Origin of the sequence: Paenibacillus sp. AD87, assembly GCF_001659845.1 — a bacterium.
GTDB lineage: Bacteria > Bacillota > Bacilli > Paenibacillales > Paenibacillaceae > Paenibacillus > Paenibacillus marchantiae.
The window spans coordinates 3,733,648-3,757,146 of sequence record NZ_LXQN01000007.1 but is presented as its reverse complement, the minus strand read 5'-3'; the positions used below and the strand labels follow the sequence as shown (position 1 = coordinate 3,757,146).

Annotated in this window: 23 protein-coding genes; 13 read left to right on the top strand and 10 right to left on the bottom strand. The window is 47.1% G+C overall.

All coding sequences use genetic code 11. The annotated features are described in order from the left end of the window. Positions 1-36 precede the first annotated feature (36 nt). From gpAD87_RS16360 to gpAD87_RS16350, 3 genes are all read left to right on the top strand, one after another. Positions 37-1,446, top strand: coding sequence for a CapA family protein (locus gpAD87_RS16360; RefSeq protein WP_064639216.1), 1,410 nt, complete (start codon positions 37-39; stop codon positions 1,444-1,446). A gap of 27 nt (positions 1,447-1,473) precedes the next feature. Next, entirely contained in the window at positions 1,474-2,226 is a 753-nt protein-coding gene (locus gpAD87_RS16355; RefSeq protein WP_064639215.1) for a glycerophosphodiester phosphodiesterase, read from the top strand. A 104-nt stretch (positions 2,227-2,330) separates the two neighbouring features. Then, a complete protein-coding gene (locus tag gpAD87_RS16350) occupies positions 2,331-2,966 on the top strand; it encodes a fumarylacetoacetate hydrolase family protein (RefSeq protein WP_064639214.1) in 636 nt (211 codons plus the stop codon). A gap of 119 nt (positions 2,967-3,085) precedes the next feature. Here gpAD87_RS16350 and gpAD87_RS16345 read toward each other — a convergent pair whose 3' ends face one another. Next, positions 3,086-3,493 (bottom strand): hypothetical protein, encoded by a 408-nt coding sequence (locus gpAD87_RS16345; RefSeq protein WP_064639213.1) that lies wholly within the window; start codon positions 3,491-3,493, stop codon positions 3,086-3,088. A 358-nt stretch (positions 3,494-3,851) separates the two neighbouring features. Between gpAD87_RS16345 and gpAD87_RS16340 the strand changes: the two genes are divergently transcribed. From gpAD87_RS16340 to gpAD87_RS16300, 9 genes are all read left to right on the top strand, one after another. Next, complete coding sequence (locus gpAD87_RS16340) at positions 3,852-4,409, top strand: MarR family winged helix-turn-helix transcriptional regulator (protein ID WP_064639212.1); 558 nt, start codon at positions 3,852-3,854, stop codon at positions 4,407-4,409. A gap of 46 nt (positions 4,410-4,455) precedes the next feature. Then, entirely contained in the window at positions 4,456-5,895 is a 1,440-nt protein-coding gene (locus gpAD87_RS16335; protein ID WP_064639211.1) for an aryl-sulfate sulfotransferase, read from the top strand. Positions 5,896-5,916: 21 nt separating this feature from the next. Next, positions 5,917-6,972: an ABC transporter substrate-binding protein gene (locus gpAD87_RS16330; RefSeq protein WP_157258476.1), complete on the top strand. Its 1,056-nt coding sequence runs from the start codon at positions 5,917-5,919 to the stop codon at positions 6,970-6,972. 27 nt (positions 6,973-6,999) lie between these two features. Then, positions 7,000-7,776 (top strand): ABC transporter ATP-binding protein, encoded by a 777-nt coding sequence (locus tag gpAD87_RS16325; RefSeq protein ID WP_064639210.1) that lies wholly within the window; start codon positions 7,000-7,002, stop codon positions 7,774-7,776. A 16-nt stretch (positions 7,777-7,792) separates the two neighbouring features. Further along, positions 7,793-8,566: an ABC transporter permease gene (locus tag gpAD87_RS16320; protein ID WP_064639209.1), complete on the top strand. Its 774-nt coding sequence runs from the start codon at positions 7,793-7,795 to the stop codon at positions 8,564-8,566. A 237-nt stretch (positions 8,567-8,803) separates the two neighbouring features. Further along, the gene (locus gpAD87_RS16315) at positions 8,804-9,613 is read left to right on the top strand and encodes a DUF92 domain-containing protein (protein ID WP_064640976.1); all 810 of its coding nucleotides are present in this window, start codon (positions 8,804-8,806) and stop codon (positions 9,611-9,613) included. 13 nt (positions 9,614-9,626) lie between these two features. After that, complete coding sequence (locus tag gpAD87_RS16310; protein ID WP_063564880.1) at positions 9,627-10,205, top strand: TetR/AcrR family transcriptional regulator; 579 nt, start codon at positions 9,627-9,629, stop codon at positions 10,203-10,205. A gap of 80 nt (positions 10,206-10,285) precedes the next feature. Next, a complete protein-coding gene (locus gpAD87_RS16305) occupies positions 10,286-12,220 on the top strand; it encodes an ABC-F family ATP-binding cassette domain-containing protein (protein ID WP_064639208.1) in 1,935 nt (644 codons plus the stop codon). A 166-nt stretch (positions 12,221-12,386) separates the two neighbouring features. Then, complete coding sequence (locus tag gpAD87_RS16300) at positions 12,387-13,325, top strand: hypothetical protein (protein ID WP_064639207.1); 939 nt, start codon at positions 12,387-12,389, stop codon at positions 13,323-13,325. 189 nt (positions 13,326-13,514) lie between these two features. Here gpAD87_RS16300 and gpAD87_RS16295 read toward each other — a convergent pair whose 3' ends face one another. The 5 genes from gpAD87_RS16295 to gpAD87_RS16275 form a co-directional block, all read right to left on the bottom strand. Beyond that, the gene (locus tag gpAD87_RS16295; protein WP_064639206.1) at positions 13,515-14,555 is read right to left on the bottom strand and encodes a M42 family metallopeptidase; all 1,041 of its coding nucleotides are present in this window, start codon (positions 14,553-14,555) and stop codon (positions 13,515-13,517) included. Between the two features lie 117 nt (positions 14,556-14,672). Further along, on the bottom strand, positions 14,673-15,053 hold the full coding sequence (locus gpAD87_RS16290) for a LapA family protein (protein ID WP_064639205.1): 381 nt from the start codon (positions 15,051-15,053) through the stop codon (positions 14,673-14,675). 135 nt (positions 15,054-15,188) lie between these two features. Then, positions 15,189-16,979 carry an oligoendopeptidase F gene (gene pepF, locus gpAD87_RS16285; RefSeq protein WP_064639204.1) on the bottom strand — a complete coding sequence of 597 codons (1,791 nt, stop codon included), beginning with the start codon at positions 16,977-16,979 and terminating at the stop codon, positions 15,189-15,191. Between the two features lie 200 nt (positions 16,980-17,179). Then, on the bottom strand, positions 17,180-17,365 hold the full coding sequence (locus gpAD87_RS16280; RefSeq protein WP_024629224.1) for a hypothetical protein: 186 nt from the start codon (positions 17,363-17,365) through the stop codon (positions 17,180-17,182). 3 nt (positions 17,366-17,368) lie between these two features. Continuing rightward, entirely contained in the window at positions 17,369-17,602 is a 234-nt protein-coding gene (locus tag gpAD87_RS16275) for a hypothetical protein (RefSeq protein ID WP_024629225.1), read from the bottom strand. Positions 17,603-17,765: 163 nt separating this feature from the next. Between gpAD87_RS16275 and gpAD87_RS16270 the strand changes: the two genes are divergently transcribed. Next, on the top strand, positions 17,766-17,963 hold the full coding sequence (locus gpAD87_RS16270) for a cold shock domain-containing protein (protein ID WP_017689394.1): 198 nt from the start codon (positions 17,766-17,768) through the stop codon (positions 17,961-17,963). Positions 17,964-18,110: 147 nt separating this feature from the next. Here the strand turns inward: gpAD87_RS16270 and gpAD87_RS16265 are convergent, their stop codons facing one another. From gpAD87_RS16265 to gpAD87_RS16250, 4 genes are all read right to left on the bottom strand, one after another. Next, positions 18,111-19,280 (bottom strand): MFS transporter, encoded by a 1,170-nt coding sequence (locus gpAD87_RS16265; protein WP_064639203.1) that lies wholly within the window; start codon positions 19,278-19,280, stop codon positions 18,111-18,113. A gap of 37 nt (positions 19,281-19,317) precedes the next feature. After that, entirely contained in the window at positions 19,318-20,658 is a 1,341-nt protein-coding gene (locus tag gpAD87_RS16260) for a hypothetical protein (RefSeq protein ID WP_064639202.1), read from the bottom strand. A 164-nt stretch (positions 20,659-20,822) separates the two neighbouring features. After that, positions 20,823-22,304 (bottom strand): oligosaccharide flippase family protein, encoded by a 1,482-nt coding sequence (locus gpAD87_RS16255; RefSeq protein WP_064639201.1) that lies wholly within the window; start codon positions 22,302-22,304, stop codon positions 20,823-20,825. Positions 22,305-22,387: 83 nt separating this feature from the next. Continuing rightward, positions 22,388-23,488 (bottom strand): amidase domain-containing protein, encoded by a 1,101-nt coding sequence (locus gpAD87_RS16250; RefSeq protein ID WP_064639200.1) that lies wholly within the window; start codon positions 23,486-23,488, stop codon positions 22,388-22,390. Positions 23,489-23,499 lie beyond the last annotated feature (11 nt).

Sequence of the window (23,499 nt, the reverse complement as noted above, 5' to 3'; positions counted from 1 at the left end):
TATGATAAGGATTGCTGTGAAGAAGAGGAGCTGCCTATGTATCCCCCAAGATCAAAACGAAGTGTACAAAAGAAAAAAGTGAAACGTGCCCGAAAACGCCGGATTTGGATCATTAATCTGGTATTGATTGCTGCAATTGGACTCGTCGGCATCTATTACGCAGTAGGCATGCAGGAGCAGCAAATAGACCCGGCGGTGACAGAAACGGCTGTGAATCAGGAACCAGTGAATGAAGAGGGCCCTCAGGGCGGTGATCAGGTGAGTTCACCTGACACGGATTCGGAGGCAAGTAATACCCCGGATGAAGAATCGGAGGATTCTGATAAACAGGTAACTGAAAATTCCGGCGGTACGTCGGGTGAGAAAAAGCCTGATGCTACAGACTCCAAGGTAAATGGAAAGACAGATACGGGAACGAAAAAACCGACGGATACTCCCGCTTCTTCCGGCTCAAAGGGAAGCGAAGGTGCCGGAACTGGGGCGACACAGCCATCTCATTCGGCGAAGGATGTAACCATTAACTTTGTTGGGGATATTCAGTTTTCCGGCAAAGTGGCTGAATTGTTGGAGAAGAACGGTTATGACTATCCCTTTGCAAAGCTTGGCAACTTGTTCAAGGAAGATGATCTGACCATTGGAAACCTTGAAACTCCCGTAACCCTTGGTGGAACTGGTGCTGCAGACAAAACCTATGTATACAAGTCTTCGCCAAAGGCGCTCGAAGCAATGGCTTCAGCAGGATTTGATGCTGTGAATCTAGCCAACAATCATATTTTGGATCAAGGTGTAGAAGGCTTGGTCGATACGTTAACTTACCTTGAGCAATATGGTATAGCGCACACAGGGGCCGGTATGAACAGGGATGAGGCTTATGCACCTGCATATCTGGAACGCAAAGGCATGAAGATTGCACTGCTTGGATTCAGCCGGGTTGTACCTGAAACAAGCTGGAAAGCGGAAGGGAATCGGGCCGGTGTTGCCGAAGCTTACGATTCTACAGGTGCAGTAAAGGCGATTCAGGAAGCCCGTGAAAAAGCTGATCTGGTTATCGTTGTTGCACATTGGGGAGAGGAAAGGGTCAGCACTCCAAATAATGATCAGACTCGACTGTCTCATGAATTTGTAGATGCCGGAGCCGATCTGGTCATAGGTGGGCATCCCCATGTCTTGCAAGGGGTAGAGTACTACAAAGGCAAATGGATTGCATATAGTACAGGCAACTTTATTTTCTCGAAATCAACGACAGAGGAAACGTGGAAAACAGCGGTTTTTCAGGCGAGCTGTAGTAAGGATGCCAAATGCAGCATGAAGGTTATCCCTTATGAAGCGGGGTTGGGTCAGGCCATTCCGATGGTGGATCAAGCCAACAAATTGCTGCTGGAGCAGATGGCGCAGCTCTCGCCAGGTATTCGTTTTGATGCGAACGGATTCGCATCGCCAAATTAAGATGCATTTTTTTGAGGAGGGGATGGAATGAACAACCTTTGTGTAGCGCACCGTGGATTTTCGTCCATTGCACCAGAAAATACGATGTCTGCATTTTTGCTTGCCATGGAACAGCCAGAAGTTCAGTGGATGGAGCTGGATGTACAGTTATCACGTGATGGTGTGCCGGTTGTTATTCATGATTTTACGTTAAACCGGACCACGAACGGTGAAGGCTTCGTACGAGAAAAGGACTGGGCAGATATACAGCAGCTGGATGCGGGATCATGGAAAGGAAAAGCCTATAAAGGGGAACGTGTTCCTGCGCTTAGTGAAGTGTTGGACCGCACCTGTGGCAAAGTGAGATTGAATATCGAACTGAAAACGCAAGGTAATATGTATCCCGGTCTGCCGGCAGCGGTTATTCATGAGGTGAGGAAGAGACATATGCAGCATGATGTGGTCATCACTTCGTTTGAACCTGCGGCTCTGGTTGAAGTGAAGAAACTGGCCCCTGAGTTCAAAACAGGTTTGATTATTGATGCACGGCCAGGGGATCTGGCAGCAGTGCTGCGGCAGATGAATTGCAGTTTTCTTTCCATCGGATACACCAATGTGGACAAATCGCTGATGCGTGAGATGCGTATGGAAGGCATTCAGGTAATGGCTTGGACAGTGGACGACAAAATCATCATGAAGCGGCTTGCGGCGATTGATCCGGAGCTGATGTTATGTACAAACCGGCCTGATGTGTGGGAACAGGCTTTTCAGGAAACGAGCAGCCGATTTTTCAGGCCGTAAACTCCAATTTTTTGAATAGCGAAAATATGATATGTACTTATATAATAAAAAGATAAACATGCTCCATATACGCTAATGAATTCGATAAAGGTGGTCGTAAACCCATGCTGACAAACATTCGCAATGTATACTGTGTAGGACGAAATTATAAACTTCATGCAGAAGAATTGGGTAACGCGGTTCCGGATGAACCGATGATCTTTATGAAGCCTTCCCATGCGGTTGTGGCCTTGAATAGTGAAACGCTGCAATTGCCTGCAACAAAGGGCGAAGTTCATTATGAGGCTGAACTAGTAATCCAAATCGGCCGGAGTTATGAGCCGGGTATGGCTGTGGATGAATTGGTAGACGCGTATGCGTTTGGCATTGATTTTACATTACGTGACGTACAGACGGTTATTAAGAAAAAGGGCCATCCGTGGACAGCGGCCAAAGGGTTCAAGAACTCGGCTCCGGTTACTGCATTCCAGCCATTTCCGGGGGCCCAGGCTCTTCTTGAGAAAGACTTTACACTCACCAAGAACGGTGCCGAGGTCCAACGGGGCAATATTCGTAACATGATCTTCAGTCTACAGGACATTGTGGATTATGTAGGTCATCATTACGGCCTGGGACCTGGAGATGTCATCTTTACAGGTACACCAGAAGGGGTTGGACCAACGGCAGCAGGAGATGTGCTTGAACTGGCCTGGGACGGTGAATCCTTGGGCAAATGTACGATTGCAGCAGCAGTTCAGTAAGTATCATGCATCATCAATCTGCTTACTTAGAGTAAATATGAAACAGATAAAAGGGGCGCTTCGACGCTCCTTTTTGCCATGCCCTCATTCTCTGCCATAGCACATGGGAGACTTTTCATTTACGCCAAGTTGTAGGCTGTATTGGCACTCTCTGTGACCAACTCCTCCAGTTCACTGCTTTGCACTGCGTGTTGCTCCGCGCTAATACTTCCACTTGCGAGTCGTTGATCTAATTGCTCCTTGAGCTGCCTTATTTGCAATGCGACAACCTCGTTAAAATCACCATCATTTTCATCTGCAATCATCCTCAGCGATTTACCCGCGTACAGATCCTGAGCTAAGTCATCTTCCGATTGTTGATTCAGAGCACTCAACAACTCATCTCCGCTCTCGTCTTTGGTATCTATGTTAACGATGGACCATTTCGTCAAAGGTATAGGGGATATCGCTGATCTGCCCCAGGCTGTTCCGGCGAAGGACATGGTAACAATCATTGTTCCGACAATGATTACGCGCTTCATATTCATATGTGTCATCCTCATTTCTATGGTTAAGTACGAACTGAATCGTAGCTGGTTTAATGTAACGCTCTGAGGATAGTGTAACCGGGAAAGCTGAAGTGAAACTTAAAACCGGATAAGTTATCTAAATATGAAGGACATCTGGCTACGAAAAAACAAATTTAAATTCACACTTGACAGGTTGGGTTAGTGGGTTATATGATGAACTCAATTATTTTAACACTAATTAAATGAACAGTGAAATAATTTGAACTGAAGCGAGCTGATTGGACCACCAAAGGCTCCCGGGACTACTCCACTATGGAATGTCCACGGGAGCCTTTTTTCGTATTTGCTGTCGTTTCAGTTAGACAGGGAGGATGAAATGAGCAATAACGACTGGGAAGCGTTGGAGAAGACAGATTGGTTGTTTCGTAAAATGGTCAGACGATTCGTGAAAGAACGAGATCGCATATCGGTAGAGGGGGTCAGTTTACCGGGTATGCTCATCCTGCACAAAATCATTCGTGAAGGGGAACAGCGATTGGGGGATTTGGCCGAACAACTGGATTTCACTTCAGGTGCCATCACAGCTTTAACAGACAAGTTGGAGAAAAAGGGACTTACGATCCGCAGACGCAAGGAAGATGACCGTCGGACGGTTTTGCTCGACATTACTGCTAATGGGCGGGAGATGTTTGCACGGAACAGTAATATCGGTGCTCGATGTATCACGCTTCTGTTTGAGGGCTTTACGACGGAGGAACTGGAGCAGCAAAGCCAATTTTATGAGCGGGTGATAGCGAATCTGGAGGGGTTCTCGGATACGCTGCTGGAATTGGCAGAGAACAACGGGAAGCAGGAACACGATCCGTCCATCAAAAGTGACCCTGAACAGAAGCAGAGGGAGAATACCGGAAAGAGCAATTATCTCAGTTATTAACGTTTGATCCAATGTGAAAACAAACAATCCAAGGGAGAGATGATCAATGGGGCATTCAACAATTTATCCAACCGGAGCAACCGTATATAACCCTGATAAGGCTTGGGGCGGTTATACCGTCTATCAGGCAGGCGAGGAAGGTGTTGTACTGATTGATATGAATGGTAGGGAGGTTCACCTGTGGAAGGGGCTGCTGGGCTTTCCGGCCAAAGTTTTCCCCGGTGGCTTCGTATTGGGAAGCACGGGGCGAAGAGATCCGAAGTTTGGTATCCAGGACAACGTTGATTTGGTTCAGGTGGATTGGGAAGGCAATATTGTATGGAAATACAACAGCTACGAACACATTGAAGATCCAGGATATGAACCATTGTGGTACGCACGTCAGCACCATGATTTTCAGCGTGAAGGCAATCCTGTCGGATATTACGCCCCCGGGCTTGCACCAAAGACACAGAGCGGGAAGACTTTGATTCTTGCTCATAAAAATGTGAACAACCCGTCCATTTCGGATAAGCCTTTGCTCGATGATGCGATTATAGAAGTGGATTGGGAGGGCAATGTATTATGGGAATGGCTGCCGAACGAGCACTTTGAGGAACTTGGATTCGATGAGGCCGCCCGTAATGTTCTGTTCCGTGACCCGAACACACGCTCATTTGGACATCTCGGTGGTGGGGTGGGGGATTGGCTACATATTAATTCAGCTTCTTATGTTGGACCAAACCATTTCTATGAAAATGGAGACGAGCGGTTCCATCCCGACAATATTATCTGGGATGCCAGAGAAGCAAATATTATCGCAATAACCGACAGACAGAGTGGAAAGATCGTATGGAGACTAGGGCCGGATTACTCTTTGCCTGAAGTAAAGCATATTGGCACCATTATTGGACAGCACCATGCACATATCATCCCTAAAGGTTTGCCTGGGGAGGGGAATCTGCTGATGTTCGACAATGGCGGCTGGGCCGGTTATGGTCTGCCTAATCCAGCTTCTCCATACGGCTTGAAACACGCCGTTCGCGATCATTCACGCGTACTGGAGATCAATCCGGTGACCCTGGAGATCGTTTGGCAATATACATCCGCAGAAGCTGGATTTTCCGTTCCGACAGATTCCTATAAATTTTATAGTCCGTATATCAGCTCCGCTCAGCGCTTGCCTAATGGAAACACGCTAATTACGGAAGGTTCCAATGGAAGACTGTTCGAGGTTACATCCGAGTATGAGCTAGTGTGGGAATATGTATCCCCTTATAAGGATGGACGGAACACCAATATGGTCTATCGTTCGTATCGCGTGCCTTATCACTGGGTACCACAGCTGGAGAAGCCGCAAGAGGTTGCTATTGAAGCCATTGATGTTTCCGCCTACAGAGTGCCGGGAGCAGCGCCCAAAGGTTCTTCATCCGTTGTAAGTGTTGAAGTAACACTGCCGTTTGTTGAAGGTGCAGCCTGTGTGGCAACGTCAGATGAAGGCAAGTAAGGTGGCGAAGAGCGATGAACAATGATTAGAACGAATGGGGTGCATATTGTGAGAAAACCATCCACCTTAACTGGTGCGTTATTAATGCTCTTATCCATGTTATTGATATTATCGGGATGTTCTACAAACGAATCGGTATCCGAAGCAAAGGGTGCCTCCGGCACAGAGGCCCAAAAAGTGAAAGTCCGGATCGCAGATACAAGTACGAACCCAACATTCAGGGTAGCCATTGCCAAAGGTTTCTTTGCAAACCACGGCATTGATGCAGAGAGCATTACGTTTGGTTCGCCAGCGGAAGGTGTAAATGCACTGTTTATCAAGCAGGTGGATATTGCGTACGGAGCTGACTTTCCTGTATTGAATGCTTTGGCAAAAGGGGATTACTCTGTCATTGCTTCCGCAGGTCAGGCTACGAATGAAGCGGCAGCTGCGTGGAAGTTGTATGCCAAGAATGATACACAGAGTGGAGCCGATCTGAAAGGTAAAAAAGTAAGTTTCATCCGCGGTACGTTTATTCCTTATCTGTGGGATGAATATTTGAAGGACCAGGGACTGGAACTAACTGATGTAACCCAGGTGGGTCAGGGAGCATTTGACGAAGCCTACATTGCACTAAAGCAGGGTGATCTAGATGCAACCTGGGTCATTGGTTCCGCCTTGACTGATAAATTCGATGCGCTTGAAGGCGTGCATCAGCTCACCGATATGTCCCAAACCTCTGTACGTCTTGGAATGGGGCTCGTAGCAAGCAATGAATTCATCCAGGGGAACCCTGAAACGGTGAGTGGTTTTCTCGCGGCGCTGAATGAAGCCTCCGTGTATGCCCAGGCACATCCTGAAGAGGTTGCAGACCTGATGTATAAGGAAACCAAGCAGCCTAAGGAGGCCACATTGAAGGATCTGCCAATCAATCCATGGGAAGTTGGATTTACCCAGGCAGCTTATGACAGTCTGGCAGGGCAGAAGCAATATATGGTGGATAACGGGATCATCGAACACGATTTCGATCTCGATAACAAACTGAACCTGGAGCTCCTGAAGCAGGCACTGCCAGATAAAGTGACTTATAGCAAATAACTCGCAAATTGCATTGGAGGTGTTCTCATGTCCTTACCTGCAGATCAGCATACGATTCGTATCGAGCAGCTTCGTAAAACATACAATGCCCCCACCCATGGGGATGTACACTATATTATCAAGGATGTCGATCTGGTCATCAAGGGAGGGGAATTCTTTGTCCTGCTCGGTCCCAGCGGATGTGGCAAGTCCACGCTTCTAAATATGATTGCAGGCTTTATCTCTAAGTCGGGCGGTCAGCTCAAGGTGGATAATAAGGAGATTGATAGGCCAGGCAAGGATCGGGCCATGGTATTCCAGCAGGCGGATTCTTCTCTTTTCCCGTGGCTTACCGTAAGGGAGAATGTGGAGTTTGGACTTCGGATGTCCAAGGTGCCAAAATCTCAGCGGCGTACGATATCAGACCGATACATCGAGCTTGTTGGACTGGGTAGTCATGAAGCCAAATTTCCGAAGGAGCTGTCAGGTGGCATGAAGCAGCGGGTGCAATTGGCCCGGGTGCTAGCCAACGATTCGGCCATCCTGTTGATGGATGAACCCTTTGGAGCATTGGATGCAATGACTCGGCGTACGATGCAGAAAGAGCTGGTCAATATTTGGCAGGAAACCCACAAGACCGTTATTTTTGTCACTCATGATATTCAGGAGGCGCTCTTGCTGGGTCAGCGCATAGGAATTATGTCAGTAGGGCCTTCTTCCAAGATAACGGATATTTACGACAATACTCTGTCTTATCCAAGGAACATTGCCTCATCTGAGTTCAACACGCTATATGATCAGATCCAAAGCCATTTTGAAGAATAATTGAGGTGATAGCAAGATGAGATGGTTGGAGAAGAAGTGGGTGTCTATCCCTCTATTGTGGGTGACGGTTATTCTGATTTGGCAGCTTGGAGCCATGCTCTATGGACCCGACGTGATTCCCGGTCCTTGGGATACGATTCTTGGTGCTCGCGAACTGATTGCTGACGGTACACTGATGCAGTATATCGGAATTAGCTTTACACGTGTGCTTGCGGGTTGGGTACTTGGCAGTGTGATAGCGATCCCGGTAGGGCTGATTATCGGCAAGGTTCATATGATCCGGCTGTTTGCCGAACCTTTCCTTAATTTTATCCGCTTTATTCCGCCGATTGCATTCATTACTCTATTCCTGGTCTGGTTCGGAATCGGGGAGCAATCGAAGATTGCACTCATCATGTATGCAACGTTCTTCATCGTTGTGTTAAACACGCTGACAGGTGTACTCTCCATTGAAGAAGACAAGATCCGGTCAGCCCGCAGTATGGGAGCAAACGAATGGCAGATTTTGCTGCATGTCGTTGTTCCGGCGACGACTCCGTATATCTTCACGGGGGTACGACTGGCAATGGGCACTTCCTATATGGCTATTATCGGCGCAGAGATGATTGCTGCGAATGAAGGAGTGGGTTATCTGATCTGGAATTCCCGATTATTCTTTCGCACAGATTGGATCTTTGTCGGCCTGATTTCTCTGGGCTTTATGGGCTTCCTCACCGATCGGTTGTTCAATTGGTTTGGTCGCAGCGTGCTCTACCGTTATGGTGTAATTGGTGGAACGAAGCGGGTCTGAACTGGAACTTGAGGTGATGTAATCCTCGAATTCTTGGTCAAACGGAAGAAGGATCACTCATCTCAGTTTTATCGCAATATCATAGACCTGATTTGGTAGCTTTCAAAGCTGCTGAATCAGGTTTTTTGTATGCGGGGCTAGGGAGTTTCGGCATTGGGATCAAACCGTGGTATAATTGAATTTCAAAAATATAAAACGTCATGTGGGCCATGGATGCTGCCACATGCAGGAGAACTTATGGACTGGATTATTGGCGCCGTATGCGCTTTTATTGTGGCGGGTGCTGCCTACGCGAAGAAGTCGCTAACCCTGTCCGGCTGCCTCGCGGCTGTGATCATGGGTACGATATATTACGGAGCGGGCAACCTGTTCTGGTTTGGAACACTGCTGTTGTTTTTCATTACCTCAACGCTGTTCTCCAAATTTCGCAAGGATCGCAAGCAGGAGCTTGAGAAATCGTATGCCAAGACGGGCAATCGTGATGCTGGACAGGTTATGGCTAACGGTGGAATCGGCATGTTTCTTGTTCTGGGGAACTGGGTCCTCCCACACCCAGCCTGGATGTATGCTTTTATCGGTGTCATGGCTACCGTTACTTCAGATACATGGGCAACCGAGTGGGGAAGTCTCAGCCGTAAGCCGCCACGCTCTGTCGTGACGTGGAAGGTGCTGACTCCAGGTACCTCTGGAGGTGTTTCATTACTTGGGACACTGGCTGCTGCCATAGGTGGAGCTTTAATCGGCGTGGGTGCGTTTTTCTTTTCCTGGATTGCCGGGATTGGAAGCTTGAGTCTGCTCAGCTGGACGTGTGTCGGCCTTGTCGGCGGATTGGCAGGAGCTTTTGCCGATTCTTATCTGGGCGCAACGGTTCAGTATATGTATCGTTGTACTGTGTGCGGCCGTGAGGTCGAGGTAAGTGAGCATTGTGGACACAAAACCGTTCGATCACGTGGCTGGTCTTGGATGAGTAATGATCTGATAAACGTGCTCAGTTCGTTGATCGGCGGATGTTTGGCGATCGGTTTGGGTATCATTTTGGCGTCGTAGGGAGGGAGTGCGTTTGAGCACTGTGCAAGGAGACAAATCGGAGGCTATTCTGGATGCAGCTTACGGTATTTTCGGTTCAAAAGGATTCTATGAGACGAAAATGTCCGATATTGCGGACGAAGCGGGCATCGCGAAAGGCACCATTTATTTATATTTTAAAAATAAGGAACAATTATTTGTTGCCGTATCCAAGCGTGACTGCGACAATTTTATCAGTCGCCTGGTTTATGCGTTGAACTCACATCAGAGTACGGGGGATAAGCTCGGTGCGATCGCCAAGACTCACCTGACGTATTATTATGAGCGTCGCAATCATACCAAGATGTTTTTCATGGCACCCAATAATGATCCGGATCTGATGAAATTCATGAAGGCATTTATGAATGAATATATGAGCATGGTGCGTGAGGTGTTAGAGAATGCTGGCGTACCTGAGCCTGTGCTGCTTGCAGAAGCTTATATCGGGATTCTCGATCGGCTAAAGATGGATATTATGCTGAATCCAGAGTTTAACGAGGAACATCTGAACAAACGAATTGCCTTTGCAGCAGCTCTGTTTCTGGACGGATGTCGTTCCTTTTTGCAAGTATAGCGTGAGTGAGCGTAGTTGCATTGCATCTTAAGTGCAGCTTCATATTGAATTTATTTTACAGAGAAGTAGGTTACGACCAAATGAACATAATGACGGTAGAGCAAGTTGCGAAAAGCTATGGTGAGAAAATATTGTTTAAAGACGCCTCATTCGGTATGGGCGATCAGGACAAGATTGGTGTCGTTGGTGTCAATGGAACCGGGAAGTCCACATTCTTGCGTGTCATTGCAGGTATGGAGCCAGCGGATGAGGGACAGATCTCGATTGGTAATGACGTGCGTATACAGTTCCTGGCACAGAATCCGCAGTTTAACCCGGATAATACGGTCTTGCAACAAGTATTCGAGGGCGACAGCCCGGAGATGAAAACGGTACGTGAGTATACAGAAACAATGGAGCTACTGGAACTTAATCCTTCCGATCCGGCGCTGCAAGAGCGTTTGCTGCGCTTGAACCAGGAGATGGAGCAGCTTCAGGTCTGGCAGATGGAAAGTGAAGCGAAGAGCATTCTGTCCAAACTGGGCATTCGTCAATTCGATGCGCTGATGGGTACGTTGTCTGGTGGACAGCGCAAACGGGTAGCGCTTGCCTCTGCACTGATTCATCCCTGCGAACTGCTCATTCTGGATGAGCCTACGAACCATATTGATAATGATTCCGTAGTTTGGCTGGAACAGTATTTGCAAAAACGGCGTGGCGCCCTGCTCATGATCACGCATGATCGGTATTTCCTGGATCGTGTAGCAAATGTGATGCTGGAGCTGGATCATGGACGTTTATTCCGATATGAGGCCAACTATACTCGCTACCTGGAACTGAAGGCTGAGCGTGAAGAGCGTGAATCCGCATCTGAACAAAAGCGGCAAAATCTGCTGCGTACGGAGCTCGCCTGGATTCGTCGCGGTGCAAAAGCACGGACCACGAAACAAAAAGCGAGAATTGATCGTTTCGAGGAGTTAAAGGATCAACAAGGACCAAATCGGTCAGGCTCTTTGGAGGTATCGGTGGGTTCCACTCGTTTGGGTAAAAAAATACTGGAGATCGAGCATCTGTGCAAATCGGCAGATGGCCGCAAATTGATTGAAGATCTCAGTTACATTGCGGTACCTGGTGACCGGGTAGGTATTGTCGGTCCGAATGGCAGTGGTAAATCAACCTTACTGCAAATGATCTCCGGCAAGCTTGAACCTGATGCCGGGGAGGTTGTTGTGGGCCCGACGGTTAATCTGGGCTACTTCACTCAGGAGCATCAGGAGATGAATGAATCTCTGCGGGTTATTGAGTACATCAAGGAAGTGGCCGAGAATGTGAAAACGGCTGATGGATCTCTCATTACTGCAGCTCAGATGCTGGAACGTTTCCTCTTCACCCCTGCGTCACAGTGGACACCAATCTCCCGTCTGTCTGGCGGAGAAAAGCGTCGTCTATACCTGCTGCGTGTACTGATGGCTGCACCGAATGTTCTGCTACTGGACGAGCCGACAAACGACCTGGACATTCAGACACTCGCTGTACTCGAAGATTACCTGGATGATTTCCCGGGTGTTGTATTTGTCGTATCCCATGACCGGTACTTCCTGGATCGGACGGTGGATAAAGTACTGTCCTTTGAAGGTGGCGGTGCTGTGCGTGTACATGTCGGGGACTATAGTGAATATGCAGAATGGATGCTGAAAAATGCCCCTGGATCTTCACAGGAAAGTGCGACGGGAACAGCAGCTAAAGTGAAACCGGCTACGGTGGAAAGTAAACCTGCTGCCTCGGCGGCGAAACCTAAGCTGAAGTTCAGCTTCAAGGAACAGCGTGAATATGACCAGATTGATGAGAATATCGAGAAGGCTGAAGCCAATCTCGCCCGAATTAATAAAGAGATGGAAGAATCTTTCAGCGATTCAGCTCGTCTGCAGGAGTTAATGGCAGAGCAGGCGGAGGCGGAGCGTCATTTGGATGAACTGATGGAACGCTGGACCGTTCTGAATGAGCTTGCGGAACAGATTGAAAACAGCAAGTCTTAAAGTATATTTTAATGAATCGTCCTCTCTTCAAAAGCGACTTGCAGTTGTCTTTTGGGGGAAGGCGATTTTTTTTGAATTGATGTAAATGAAATTATATGAAACGTTAACCATATTCAAACCGTTTATTAAATAAAGAATTCCATAGAAGGGGGAGAACTCCACATCCATGTACAGAGAACTGAATGAACAATTGGCAGTGATCAAGGAAAAGGGAAGAATGTACGAGAAATGGAATGATCGGCTGGAGAAGCTGAATCAGGAGGAAGCGGAATGGAAAACGAAAGTACAGCAGCGTCTGGAGCACCTACAGAAGGAACAAAACGATGTTGATCGACTCAACAGCATGACTTTATCAGCATTCTTTTATCATTTAATCGGCAAAAAAGAGGATCGACTGGAGAAAGAAGAACTGGAGTTGATGGAAAGTAAGGCAGAGTACGATACAGCAAGCCAGATGTTAACGGATATCCAGGAGCAGCGTTCGCGTGTGCAACAGGAGCTGGACGGACAGCGGAAATATCAATTCTGGCAAAGTGATTACAAGGTGTTATGGGGCAAAAAGGAAAACGATCTGCTGGAGAAAGATGCAGAATTGCAGCAAATGGCTGAGGATCGGGAACATCTCTCAGGAGAGCTTCAGGAGCTGAATGAGGCGGATCGAGAGGGGCAGTATCTGCTCGATGCACTTGAACGCGCTGAAAAGGCTTTGTCCTCTGCGGGAAATTGGGGAGTATACGACATGATGGGTGGGGGTATGATCTCGACTCATATTAAGCGCAGCAGAATGGATGATGCTCAGGTTGCCATTATGGATGCCGGAAGACGTCTTCGCCGATTTCAGAAGGAGCTAGAGGATGTGAAGATGGCTGTAAACACGGAATTACACCTTGGAGGTCTGCTTTCATTCGCAGACTATTTCTTCGATAATCTCTTTGTGGACTGGATGGTTCAAGACAAAATTCGCAAAGCAGAAACACAGGTGAAGGATGGACTGAGTGCAGTGCGAAGCACGATGCGTGTACTGAAGAATCAGATTCGGGAGCACAAGGTGATGTTGGAACTTCTGGAACGTAGGTATTGCGAACATATTGAACGAGCGAATTAAGCCATCTCAAAGAAGAAGGACACTTCCAGCTTGCCTCTAAACGGCGCAGCTGAAGTGTCCTTTTTTTATATGATATAGGTGAATTATAGATGATCCATGTCGGTATGCCCAACAAGATCGAGATCACAACTCTGATCATTTATTCAAATGCTGTATTGCCATTCTACTTGTCCATGACCATGTTACAATTTACTTGGTTGTAATATATGCAGCGAGCAGTCTCGCTGTATTCAGTACAGCGTCTTTATGCGTACGTTCCATGGAGTGAGAAGCGTGAACGCCCGGCCCGATCAATGCAGCGCGAATATTATTTCCTCCACGTAATGCGGCGCTGCCATCGGAGCCGTATTGTGGATAAATATCAACGACATAATCAAGACTTGCTTGTTTGGCCAGTTCAATCAGCCGAGTGGTCATATCGTAGTCATATGGTCCGGACGAATCCTTGGCACAGATGGATACATCCGTCTCTTTGCAGCTAAGGTCGTCACCCATTGCGCCCATGTCTACAGCAATCAATTCGCTGATTTCGGCAGGAATATAAGATGCTCCGTGTCCAACTTCTTCGTAGTTCGAGATAAGTAGCGAAACGTTATGTATTGGTTTCCAGTTTTCTCGATGTGCAGATTCCAGGATACCGAACAAGGCAGCTACGCTGGCTTTATCATCAAGGTGACGCGATTTGATATATCCGCTGGGCGTAATGACCGCACGGGCATCGAAGGAAATAAAGTCCCCGACAGAGATACCCAATGCCAGAACATCTTCCTTGGAAGAGACCACTTCATCAATACGCACTTCCATATGGCTCTCGCTTCGCTCAAACGTGCGTGCATCTGGATAGACGTGTACAGATGGGTGCAGGGAGAGGATGGTGCCTGTATAGGTCTTTCCATCACGTGTGTGGATGGTGCAATACTCATTCTCGATACTGTTCATGGTAAATCCACCGACAGAGGTAAGCTTCAGTGTGCCGTAGGAAGTGATGGAACGCACCATGGCTCCCAATGTATCCACATGTGCACTCAGTCCGATCGTTCTGGAAGAATCCTGCCCAGGCAATGTGAGCACAGCTCCGCCTTTGTTGTTCAATTCAAAAGCGATATTAAGTGATTCAGCTTCCTTGCGGATCATCTCAATAATATCGTGGGTATAGCCACTAGGGCTGGGAGTATCGAGTAACTTTTTCAGAAAAGATAGGACATAGGATTCGTCAATGGTAAAACTCATATAGAAATTTCCTCCTCGTTAATAAATGTGCAGAAAGTTGTTCTTAAAACAGAATACAGCCTGTCTGGCAGAATGTACAATTCCATTCTCGATAGCCAGCAGGCTGCCTCTGATGTGTTACAGCGTACCCGAAGGATTTCCTTTTCGAATGGAATCGGACTCCACAGAAGCGTTGTCCGAATCGGTCGTTCCGAATGTATCCATCGATTTAAACGAATCCAGAGAGGAGGAAGAGCTGCTTGCTGCGGAGCTTTCCAATTCGGATACACGCAGCTTCAATTGCTTGTTCTCGCGTTGCAGTCGATATTGGCGGAAGATGCCATAAGACCCTACAATGATTCCACCGATTAGGGTGCAGCCAAGAATGAGCAGAATCAGCGGGATTTGAACCGTGTTAAATAGCAGGTTGACTTGAACGGAATCCACATTAATGACCGCAAAAATTCCGGTAAGTAATGCAAAAACGAGACCTGCGATGAGTGCCCATTGCATTTTCATGGTGGTGCCTCCTTGTTGAACAATTCAGAACTATGTAAGCAATTACCCTAATTCATGGAGCTTGCATCTTGCTTGATTATAAAATCCCTTGCCCATTTGGGCAAGGGATCAGGTCACATGGACGAGAAAGCAACCTTATTTCGTTAGTTGTTCCATTTGCTCAATCAGTTCCTTGAACACACTCATAGCTTCGCGAATCGGCTCTGGCGTAGACATATCCACTCCTGCTTTTTTCAGGATGTTGATGGAATAGTCACTGCCACCGCTCTTGAGGAATCCAAGATAACGGTCCACGGCAGGTTGGCCCTCTTCCAGAATTTGCTTGGAGAAACTGGTCGCTGCTGAGAAGCCGGTCGCATATTTGTACACGTAGAAGCTGTTATAGAAGTGGGGAATACGCGCCCATTCCATTTCAATTTCTTTGTCCACCACCATGCTGTTTCCATGGTATTTGACATTAAGGTCATAATAAATTTCGGAAAGCAGTTGAGGTGTGAGAGCTTCACCCTGTTCAGCACGCTCGTGAATAATTTTTTCGAATTCTGCAAACATGGTTTGACGGAATACGGTGGTACGGAACTGATCTGCATAATACGTCAGCAAGTACAGTTTTTCCTTGGGATCCGTCGATTTATTGAGCAGATAATCCATCAACAAGGCTTCATTCGTTGTGGATGCAACCTCAGCAAGGAAAATGGTGTACTGTGCATCACGATACGGAAGTGTAGTGTCCGAATAGTGGGAATGCAGTGCGTGGCCCATTTCATGTGCCAGTGTAAACATGCTATTCAGGTTATCTTTGTGATTCAACAAGACGTAAGGGTGGGTGCCGTAGGCTCCCCAACTGTAGGCGCCTGAACGTTTATTCTCATTTTCGTATACATCAATCCAGCGATGATCATAGCCGGCCTGCAATGCGTCTGCATAATCCTTGCCAAGCGGCTTCAGTCCATCTTTAACCGTTTGTTTTGCTTCTTCGTAGGTAATATCCATTTTGTATTCATCCACCAGTGGGGCGAAAAGGTCATACATATGCAATTTATCTACGCCGAGCAATTTTTTGCGCAGGTCCATATAACGGTGTAACAGCGGAAGGCTTTCATGAATCGTATCCACAAGATTGGTATAGACATCCTTCGGAATGTTGTCGCCGTAAAGGGACATTTCCATGACGGAAGGGTATTTCCGAACATCGGCATAAAACATGTTTTTAGTTACGTTAGCGTTCAGAGCTGCAGCAATGGTGTTCTTTTGCTTGCCATAGGTTTCATACACCGCTTTGAAGGCACGTTCGCGAACTTCCCGATTCGGATTTTCCAAGAACTGAATATAGCTGCCATGAGTCAGTTCCACTTCGTTTCCATGCTCATCCTTGATTTTCGGGAACTTGAGATCTGCGTTGTTCAACATGCTAAAGATGGTCTGTGGTGCCTGGGACAGGTTACCCACCTGTGCGAGCAATGCTTCCTCGGCTTGGCTCAGTACATGAGCCTTTTCACGTTTCATCTCTTCCAATGTGAACTTATAGGCAGAGAGTTTCTCGTTGGAGATGAGGGCATCCAACTGATCATCCGGCAGGGACAAGATTTCGGGTGTAACATAAGATAGTGCTTCACCAACCTGCACGCTTAACTTTTGTGCTTTTTGGGACAGGTTTTGATATGTAGGGTTAGCTGTGTCTTCATCTTGATGCATCCGTGCATACACAAAGAGGCGTTCGGTTTTGAGACTGATCTCATCTTCGAGTTCAAAACAGCTTTTGAGTGTCTCAGGTTTGTTCAGTTTGCCCTTGAATTCGGAGGCTTTCTTGGTCAAAGACGATACTTCTTCATATTCCTGATCCCAAGCTTTCTGATCGGCAAATAGATCTTCCAGTTTCCATGTTTGTTCAGTAGGTACCTCGGAACGTTTCAATAGTTGACTCATGGGAATCCTCCTTTGATGAAGTGAAGAATATATAGACGAAGCTGCCTTCGTCCCACTCGCTTGTGCGGAGAGAGACGAAGGAATCAGACTAAGTACCAGCAGAATGAACAGCGATTTGCGGTATTTCAACGGCCTTCCTCCTCACTATACGAATAATCCCGTATAGTATGACCTGAGGGGCATTGAAATATTTGAAGAAGCTAGGCTCCCATATTGACCAAAAAGTAAACGATCAGGAAAAATGCGAAACAAATCAGCAGGGTGGCAATCAGAGCCATGCCCCGTCTTAAACGATCCGGGATGGAGTTGCGTCCCAGAATCAGCACGATTCCTAGGGAAAAAGCAAGAATAATAAAGATGACAACATTGCTTGAGTCAAGCTGCATGGGCTAGACCCCTTTGAAGGCAGCCATCAGTTGACGCCATTCGTCCTCGCGGTTCTCAAAATCTTCTTTCGGGAAGCGGCGTTCCGCCCAGTGCATCAACGCAGGACGGCTGAGGAATGTATGGCATTCTTCTCCCCATTCTTCCGAGATTTCACGAAGCACCAGATATTTGCCTTGAACTTCTACGGTCATCATATTCCACTTGTCTGTTTTGTATATTTCATGTTTTTTTATCATAGGTAGTCTCCAAACTAACGGTTTTGGTAAAATGATACCGTACCCTTGGATTCAAAGCAAATTTTTTCGACTTTTATGGAAAAGATAAATTGCAATGTAGATGGTCATACAGTATAATGAGGGTATTCGCCATAGATGGCGATATTTTTAGGAGGTTGTTCATTTGAAAGGTACAGTTAAATGGTTTAACGCAGAAAAAGGCTATGGCTTTATTTCAGTTGAAGGCGGCGAGGACGTATTCGTACATTTCTCCGCAATCCAAGGCGACGGCTTTAAAACATTGGAAGAAGGTCAAGCGGTAGAATTCGAAATCACTGATGGAAACCGTGGTCCTCAAGCAGCTAACGTAAACAAATTGTAAGAATATTTCCGGTTAAACGGATTTCTTATAAATGATTGGCTTCTAGCTGAATATATGAACCCAAGCACAGTCCCCACATGGGAGGCTGTGCTTTTTTTGATATGTTTTGATATGTTGAGTTCCATAAGGGAAATCCTTGTTGGATGCTTATGTGCGGCTAGTCATGCTTGACCAAAGCTTCATGGAAAATCCAACAAGTGCGGCCAGGGAAAACGCCATCGCAGTGAGATAGAAGGTGTTTCTGTTGGTATGCTCCAGCAGCAATCCTCCCAGTGTTCCGCTGAGCAGACCGGAAGCGCTGGACCACACAATGGTGAACAGGGCCATACCAGTGGCGCGATAGCCATCCGGGACAAGGCGGATAATATAACGGACTGCAGTCACGTAGAAGATGCCAAAGGTCACGCTATGCATCGTCTGAATAGCAACGACTGACGCGGGTGTATCTGAGATGGACATCAGAAATAAGCGAATCGTATACATCAGTGCAGCGATCGTGAGCAAAGGAAGTTCTTTGTAGCGATTGCCGTATCTGCTTAGCAGCAAAAACACTGGAATCTCACTGACCGAAGAGATCAACAGGGACCAGCCGATCAGCCCTTCACTGGCACCTAGATCTTTCAGCGTAATGGTAAGAAAGGCTTCATTCATCCGGTGACCCAGAGCGAGCAGGAAAACGCAACCGAAAAAGGTGAGGACATCCCTTCGTTTCAAGATGGACCACAGACCCGAAAGATCCATTTTAGTGCTGCTGCCCGAAGGCTGCTCTTTTAATCGAAAACCGATCAGAAGAGTAGTCGCAGCCAGGGCGATACATACCCACATCGTCCATCCCGGTCCGAAAGATCCGAGAAAATATCCAATGCTTAACGCAAAGAACGCATATCCGATCGAGCCAAATACACGAATGGAAGTGAAATTACGTCCATACTTGCTCGCGGTTGTAATCGCCATCGTATCGGAAAGTGGATAAACCGGGTAGTAGAAAAAGTAAAACAGGGCCACCAGTACGAACACCTGACCAAAGGTTGTGGCATTGGCAAGCATGACACCTGTGATCAGTTGCCCGGCAAGCAAGATGATCATCACTTTGCGTACAGTTTTGTAGCGGTCACTGGCCATACTCCAGAACATGTTGGAGAATACGGAGACGAGAGGACCGATTCCGTAGAGGTAACCGATTTCGGCCCGACTGAATCCTAGATGACTGAAGTAAAGCTGGAAATACGATACCACCAAAACGGTGGAACCGAAGATGGTGAACATAAGTGCCCGCAGCCAGTTTTGATCTGGCCGGGCGGTATGACTTGATTTCATGATGAAAGCTCCATTCCTTGATTACAGTTCAAATTTATTATCCCTTGAGGGAAGATGATTTTCCGGATGAGGGTACAGACATGGTAGGTTCCTTCTGTGTACGCCGGATGACAAGCCAGACAATGACAAGCTCGGCAAGCAGTCCGAGGGATTGAGCCACTGCACCGATCATGCCGTTCCACGCAGGGAATATACTGACCAGAATGAGCAGGACGATCACCGTACATATGGCATTGGCCGTCTGGGAGCGGAACATCGTTTTGGTCTGTCCGCGCAGCAGAATCAAACCATTGCTGAAGTCGAGAAAAGGTGAAATCAGCGGAAACAGTACAAACGCACGCAGCGTCCACAAACTTTGCTGTAGCAGATTGCCCTGAACGCTCATTACATTTTCCAATACCCACGGTCCAATCGGGGTGTAAGCAATCGATACGGTCATGGCAAAAGGAACAAATCCGGTGACCAGTGCGAACTTCTTCACCAGTTTGGCATCAACAAGATAGAAATTCAGCACGATTTGGTGGATGTATGTAAAAAAGCTTAGCATCAACTGCATCAGGCTGCTCGCAACGGCAAAAGAAGAGATGGCCAGGGTAATCCCGGTCGTTTTGCCAAGTACAATATTAATGACGGGTCCGATAAACAGGGCCACGAAACTGGATAATAACAGCGGCTTGTAGAAGCGAAAGACGTCTGCCTTGTTTTCAACAGGATGATCCTCCAGCTTGGCTGGCATCTTGCGTTTGATGCTGTTGCCTTCGAGAAAACTGACCAAAGCCTCAATCATCATACCTGCGGCAAAAATGATAGCGCCTACACGTCCACTGTCAATGCTGTCTGTATATATGAAATACAAGGACAGGCCATACATGCCGGCAAGACGGAATAACATGCCGATTGTCAGCCATTTTGTACGGTTATTCGTAATAATGATGCCCTGATAGATATTGCGGATGACCGAAAAGATGCTGACATACATGAGAATCTCGTAAACGTCGATCACTTTGGATAACAGATCCGGGCTTACGCCAAACAGATATTTGAATACACCTGTACCAATGGGAGAATATACGATGAGAAATCCGATCAGAAGCACACAAGCGAGAAATATTTTGGTCACAAACGTGAGGGCCTGAAAGGAAAGGCGATCCCGAACCAGCGCCGAACAGGTTTGACGCAGCAGGGTTGAAGGGCGCTCTGTGAGGGTCAGCAGGCTACCGGCAATGGCGTAGCTGGCAATGACTGTCTCGGGATGAGCGGAACGTGCGAGTGTACTGTTAATGATTACGTGCGAAATGGTAACGAGAGAGGCGGATATGCCCAGCGGTACAAAAAATGCAAATAACCGTCTCCACGAAAGTGGTTCACTTGACGTCATGTCAACGACTCCTTTGATGGATGAATTAAGGTAAGTATCAGATGATGCTTACATAAAAGAGATGCCCGCCAGCAATTGAATGCCAGCGGGTCAAAAAGGTTCCGATACTTTTGAAATATTAAAGACATTATATTCTTGTAGGGAGTTGATGTAAATAGATGGGATTAGCTTCTCAGGCGATAGTGGATCATCATATAGCTACCATTTAACACGAAAAACAGCAAAATGTTTGGAAGAATCGCGTAGTCTCCCCAGTTTACAGGTAGGGTGGTCCACTTGCTCAACCCCATTGCTAACGCTGAAATCATCACCACAGCCAAGACATGAATAGCCAAAGTACCAATCCGGATGTCTTTTAACAAATCTTTTAATCCAATCAGATTTCCAGACATGATAATAAGTTCCATTAGAATGACACCCGCCATTGCACCTTTAAGATGAAATCCGTCCAGAGGAATCAGGAAGTAGTGGGAGAGGGAGGCCGCAGTAATGCCGATAGCCGTTCCGATCAGACTGACTCTTTTGTTATCCTGTGCCCATAATATACTAGTAGAAATTTCGCGAAGTCCGACAAGCAGAGGAATGATGCTTAACCAGCGAATCAGCTCTGCGATTTGTGTAGAATGGAACAAGAGCTGTGCTAGGTCGCGGTGGAAAATCCACAAAAAGGAGCTGGAGGTAAGCCCCCAAATCCACACTATTTCCATTGTTAGTCGGCTTTTCTGGGCAAAATAATTATAACGAAGCTCCTGCCAGGAGAGAGCGAGCTTCATGGTCAGGGTATGTGATATGGCCGCGGTTACAATGGTTGGCATATACACTACCAGCATGGCCATCCCCATAAGCAGACCGTACATTGCAGTGGCTTGTGTGGAGGTATAGCCTGCGGTTTGCAATCGAGAAGGGATAATGACCGCATCAAGCATATCGGAGAACGGAATCAGTAGGCGTGTGAGGGAAATGACTAAGGAGCTCTTAATGAACCAAGAGCCGTCCGATTTCTCTGTGGGAACACGATGTATTTCATTCTTTTGACCGGTATGGCGCAAGAAAAGAAGCAGCATAACAAAAGCGGCAATCCCACCCATTGCTGTTCCAATCAAACTTCTCCCGACTGCATACATTACACCTTGAGGAAGCCACAGCCAGGTCATACCTAGCATCAGACCGATCCGAACGGCTTGCTCCATTACCTCCGAGACAGCAATGGCGCCGTAATATTCAAGACCTTGCATATACCCCCGCAGCAGGCTTAGAAGAGGTACGACGAATATAGCAAGGGACAATGAGCGCATAAACGGCTCCAGAACAGGATTACCTAACCATGTGGAAATGGTTGAAGAGTAGGCGAGGGTAAGTAAACAGAGGGTTGCACCAATAAGCGAGAGCAAGATGGACAATCGCTTGAACCAGAACCAGCCAATTGCTGGCTGTCTGGCGGTGTACATACCCAAGGAGGTAGGAAGCCCTCCCGTTATTAGCATAAGTATGAAGCCAAAATAGGAATAGGCGATCTGGAATAATCCTATACCTTCAGGACCCGCCATGCGGGTGAGGATAATACGTCCAGTCAGACCTATCACTTTGACCAGAGAGACAGCACCGATACGAATACCCGTCTGCTTGAGACCGGGAGGGATGTTCATCCAGTTCACTCCATCCAACACAAACACATCTTGTCCAACATTTATATGAGCAAAGGGGGGCAAGTATGTGTGTTGTGATGCGATCAGTCCCGAATATGAATGAGGATATACGTTGTTTTATTGTCCCAGCCCAAGTCAAACGGCGCCTGAAATCGGTCGGCAGTGTGGGAATTGACGAGAGGATAGCCGCGTTGATCGAATCCGGTAACTATGGAGAAATGGTCTACATCGTTATGCATGACATGGGCGATCAGATCGCCAGCCGCGAGCTCGCCTATTGACCCGTGGGGGTGAGTCTCTGTTTTTTCCACCAGCTTCGAAAAAGATTCTGTCGCGATTCGTTTCCCATACCCGGAATACAGAATGAAATTTTTGAATGCATCCGTCTGTACCCATGTTCTGGTGCCACCCTTGGAAAAATGGTATCTCCACGCGCCTTTCATCGGTAACCCGCCGCCTTCCGCCGGGTCTCCAAGAGCCTGGGAAGCAAAATTGGTACAGTCGCCCCCGAGATTATTGTAATTTTTATATTTGGCATTATATCTGACATTATCGTTCGCTCTCCAAGCGATCCCCGCATATTTGTTTGCGTAGGCCACCGCTTGTTTTCGTTTGTAGTTCTTGCCGTCCTTCAGTACAGGACGATGGGGCGGTGGAGAAGGCATTCCCGCTGCAATCAGACGAGGATTTTCTTCCAGCGGATCGAGGTACCATTCCTTCCAAACGATCCATTGATCATTCTTTTTTTTCAGTGTCACCGCATGCCACGTTCCGAGTCCAAACGAATGGGTTGATGATAACTGGTCATTATAGGCGTATGTGATCTGCTGCGAATGTCCCAAAGAAACGGTCGCCGTGTTATCTCTAACACGAATTTTGGAGATATGGATTTTGGACAGTACATCGGTAATTTTCATGTTACGATGTTCGGCCCATGCATGAAGATAGGTTTTGCGATTGACTTCCATGGTGTGAGCGTGACGGCTCAAGGGAGATTTAATATCATAATAGCGGTCCATATTATTATTTTGTGCAGCTAAGTATTTCGATCTTTGTGAAAAAAGAGATTCAAGATGTTGAGTGATTTCACGTTCTGTTGGGGTGGAAGAAGCCTCGGCAGGCTTCAATTGTTGCATATTCATAAACAAACAGCTAACCAGGAGTATGATTATCCATTTATGCATGGTTATCTCCT

What these genes read in the sequence shown, in the direction of transcription:
- gpAD87_RS16360 (WP_064639216.1), top strand. Translation starts at nt 37, where the DNA reads ATGTATCCCCCAAGATCAAAACGAAGTGTACAAAAGAAAAAAGTGAAA.
- gpAD87_RS16355 (WP_064639215.1), top strand. Translation starts at nt 1,474, where the DNA reads ATGAACAACCTTTGTGTAGCGCACCGTGGATTTTCGTCCATTGCACCA.
- gpAD87_RS16350 (WP_064639214.1), top strand. Translation starts at nt 2,331, where the DNA reads ATGCTGACAAACATTCGCAATGTATACTGTGTAGGACGAAATTATAAA.
- gpAD87_RS16345 (WP_064639213.1), bottom strand. Translation starts at nt 3,493, where the DNA reads ATGAATATGAAGCGCGTAATCATTGTCGGAACAATGATTGTTACCATG.
- gpAD87_RS16340 (WP_064639212.1), top strand. Translation starts at nt 3,852, where the DNA reads ATGAGCAATAACGACTGGGAAGCGTTGGAGAAGACAGATTGGTTGTTT.
- gpAD87_RS16335 (WP_064639211.1), top strand. Translation starts at nt 4,456, where the DNA reads ATGGGGCATTCAACAATTTATCCAACCGGAGCAACCGTATATAACCCT.
- gpAD87_RS16330 (WP_157258476.1), top strand. Translation starts at nt 5,917, where the DNA reads ATGATTAGAACGAATGGGGTGCATATTGTGAGAAAACCATCCACCTTA.
- gpAD87_RS16325 (WP_064639210.1), top strand. Translation starts at nt 7,000, where the DNA reads ATGTCCTTACCTGCAGATCAGCATACGATTCGTATCGAGCAGCTTCGT.
- gpAD87_RS16320 (WP_064639209.1), top strand. Translation starts at nt 7,793, where the DNA reads ATGAGATGGTTGGAGAAGAAGTGGGTGTCTATCCCTCTATTGTGGGTG.
- gpAD87_RS16315 (WP_064640976.1), top strand. Translation starts at nt 8,804, where the DNA reads ATGGACTGGATTATTGGCGCCGTATGCGCTTTTATTGTGGCGGGTGCT.
- gpAD87_RS16305 (WP_064639208.1), top strand. Translation starts at nt 10,286, where the DNA reads ATGAACATAATGACGGTAGAGCAAGTTGCGAAAAGCTATGGTGAGAAA.
- gpAD87_RS16300 (WP_064639207.1), top strand. Translation starts at nt 12,387, where the DNA reads ATGTACAGAGAACTGAATGAACAATTGGCAGTGATCAAGGAAAAGGGA.
- gpAD87_RS16295 (WP_064639206.1), bottom strand. Translation starts at nt 14,555, where the DNA reads ATGAGTTTTACCATTGACGAATCCTATGTCCTATCTTTTCTGAAAAAG.
- gpAD87_RS16290 (WP_064639205.1), bottom strand. Translation starts at nt 15,053, where the DNA reads ATGAAAATGCAATGGGCACTCATCGCAGGTCTCGTTTTTGCATTACTT.
- pepF (WP_064639204.1), bottom strand. Translation starts at nt 16,979, where the DNA reads ATGAGTCAACTATTGAAACGTTCCGAGGTACCTACTGAACAAACATGG.
- gpAD87_RS16280 (WP_024629224.1), bottom strand. Translation starts at nt 17,365, where the DNA reads ATGCAGCTTGACTCAAGCAATGTTGTCATCTTTATTATTCTTGCTTTT.
- gpAD87_RS16275 (WP_024629225.1), bottom strand. Translation starts at nt 17,602, where the DNA reads ATGATAAAAAAACATGAAATATACAAAACAGACAAGTGGAATATGATG.
- gpAD87_RS16265 (WP_064639203.1), bottom strand. Translation starts at nt 19,280, where the DNA reads ATGAAATCAAGTCATACCGCCCGGCCAGATCAAAACTGGCTGCGGGCA.
- gpAD87_RS16260 (WP_064639202.1), bottom strand. Translation starts at nt 20,658, where the DNA reads ATGACGTCAAGTGAACCACTTTCGTGGAGACGGTTATTTGCATTTTTT.
- gpAD87_RS16255 (WP_064639201.1), bottom strand. Translation starts at nt 22,304, where the DNA reads ATGAACATCCCTCCCGGTCTCAAGCAGACGGGTATTCGTATCGGTGCT.
- gpAD87_RS16250 (WP_064639200.1), bottom strand. Translation starts at nt 23,488, where the DNA reads ATGCATAAATGGATAATCATACTCCTGGTTAGCTGTTTGTTTATGAAT.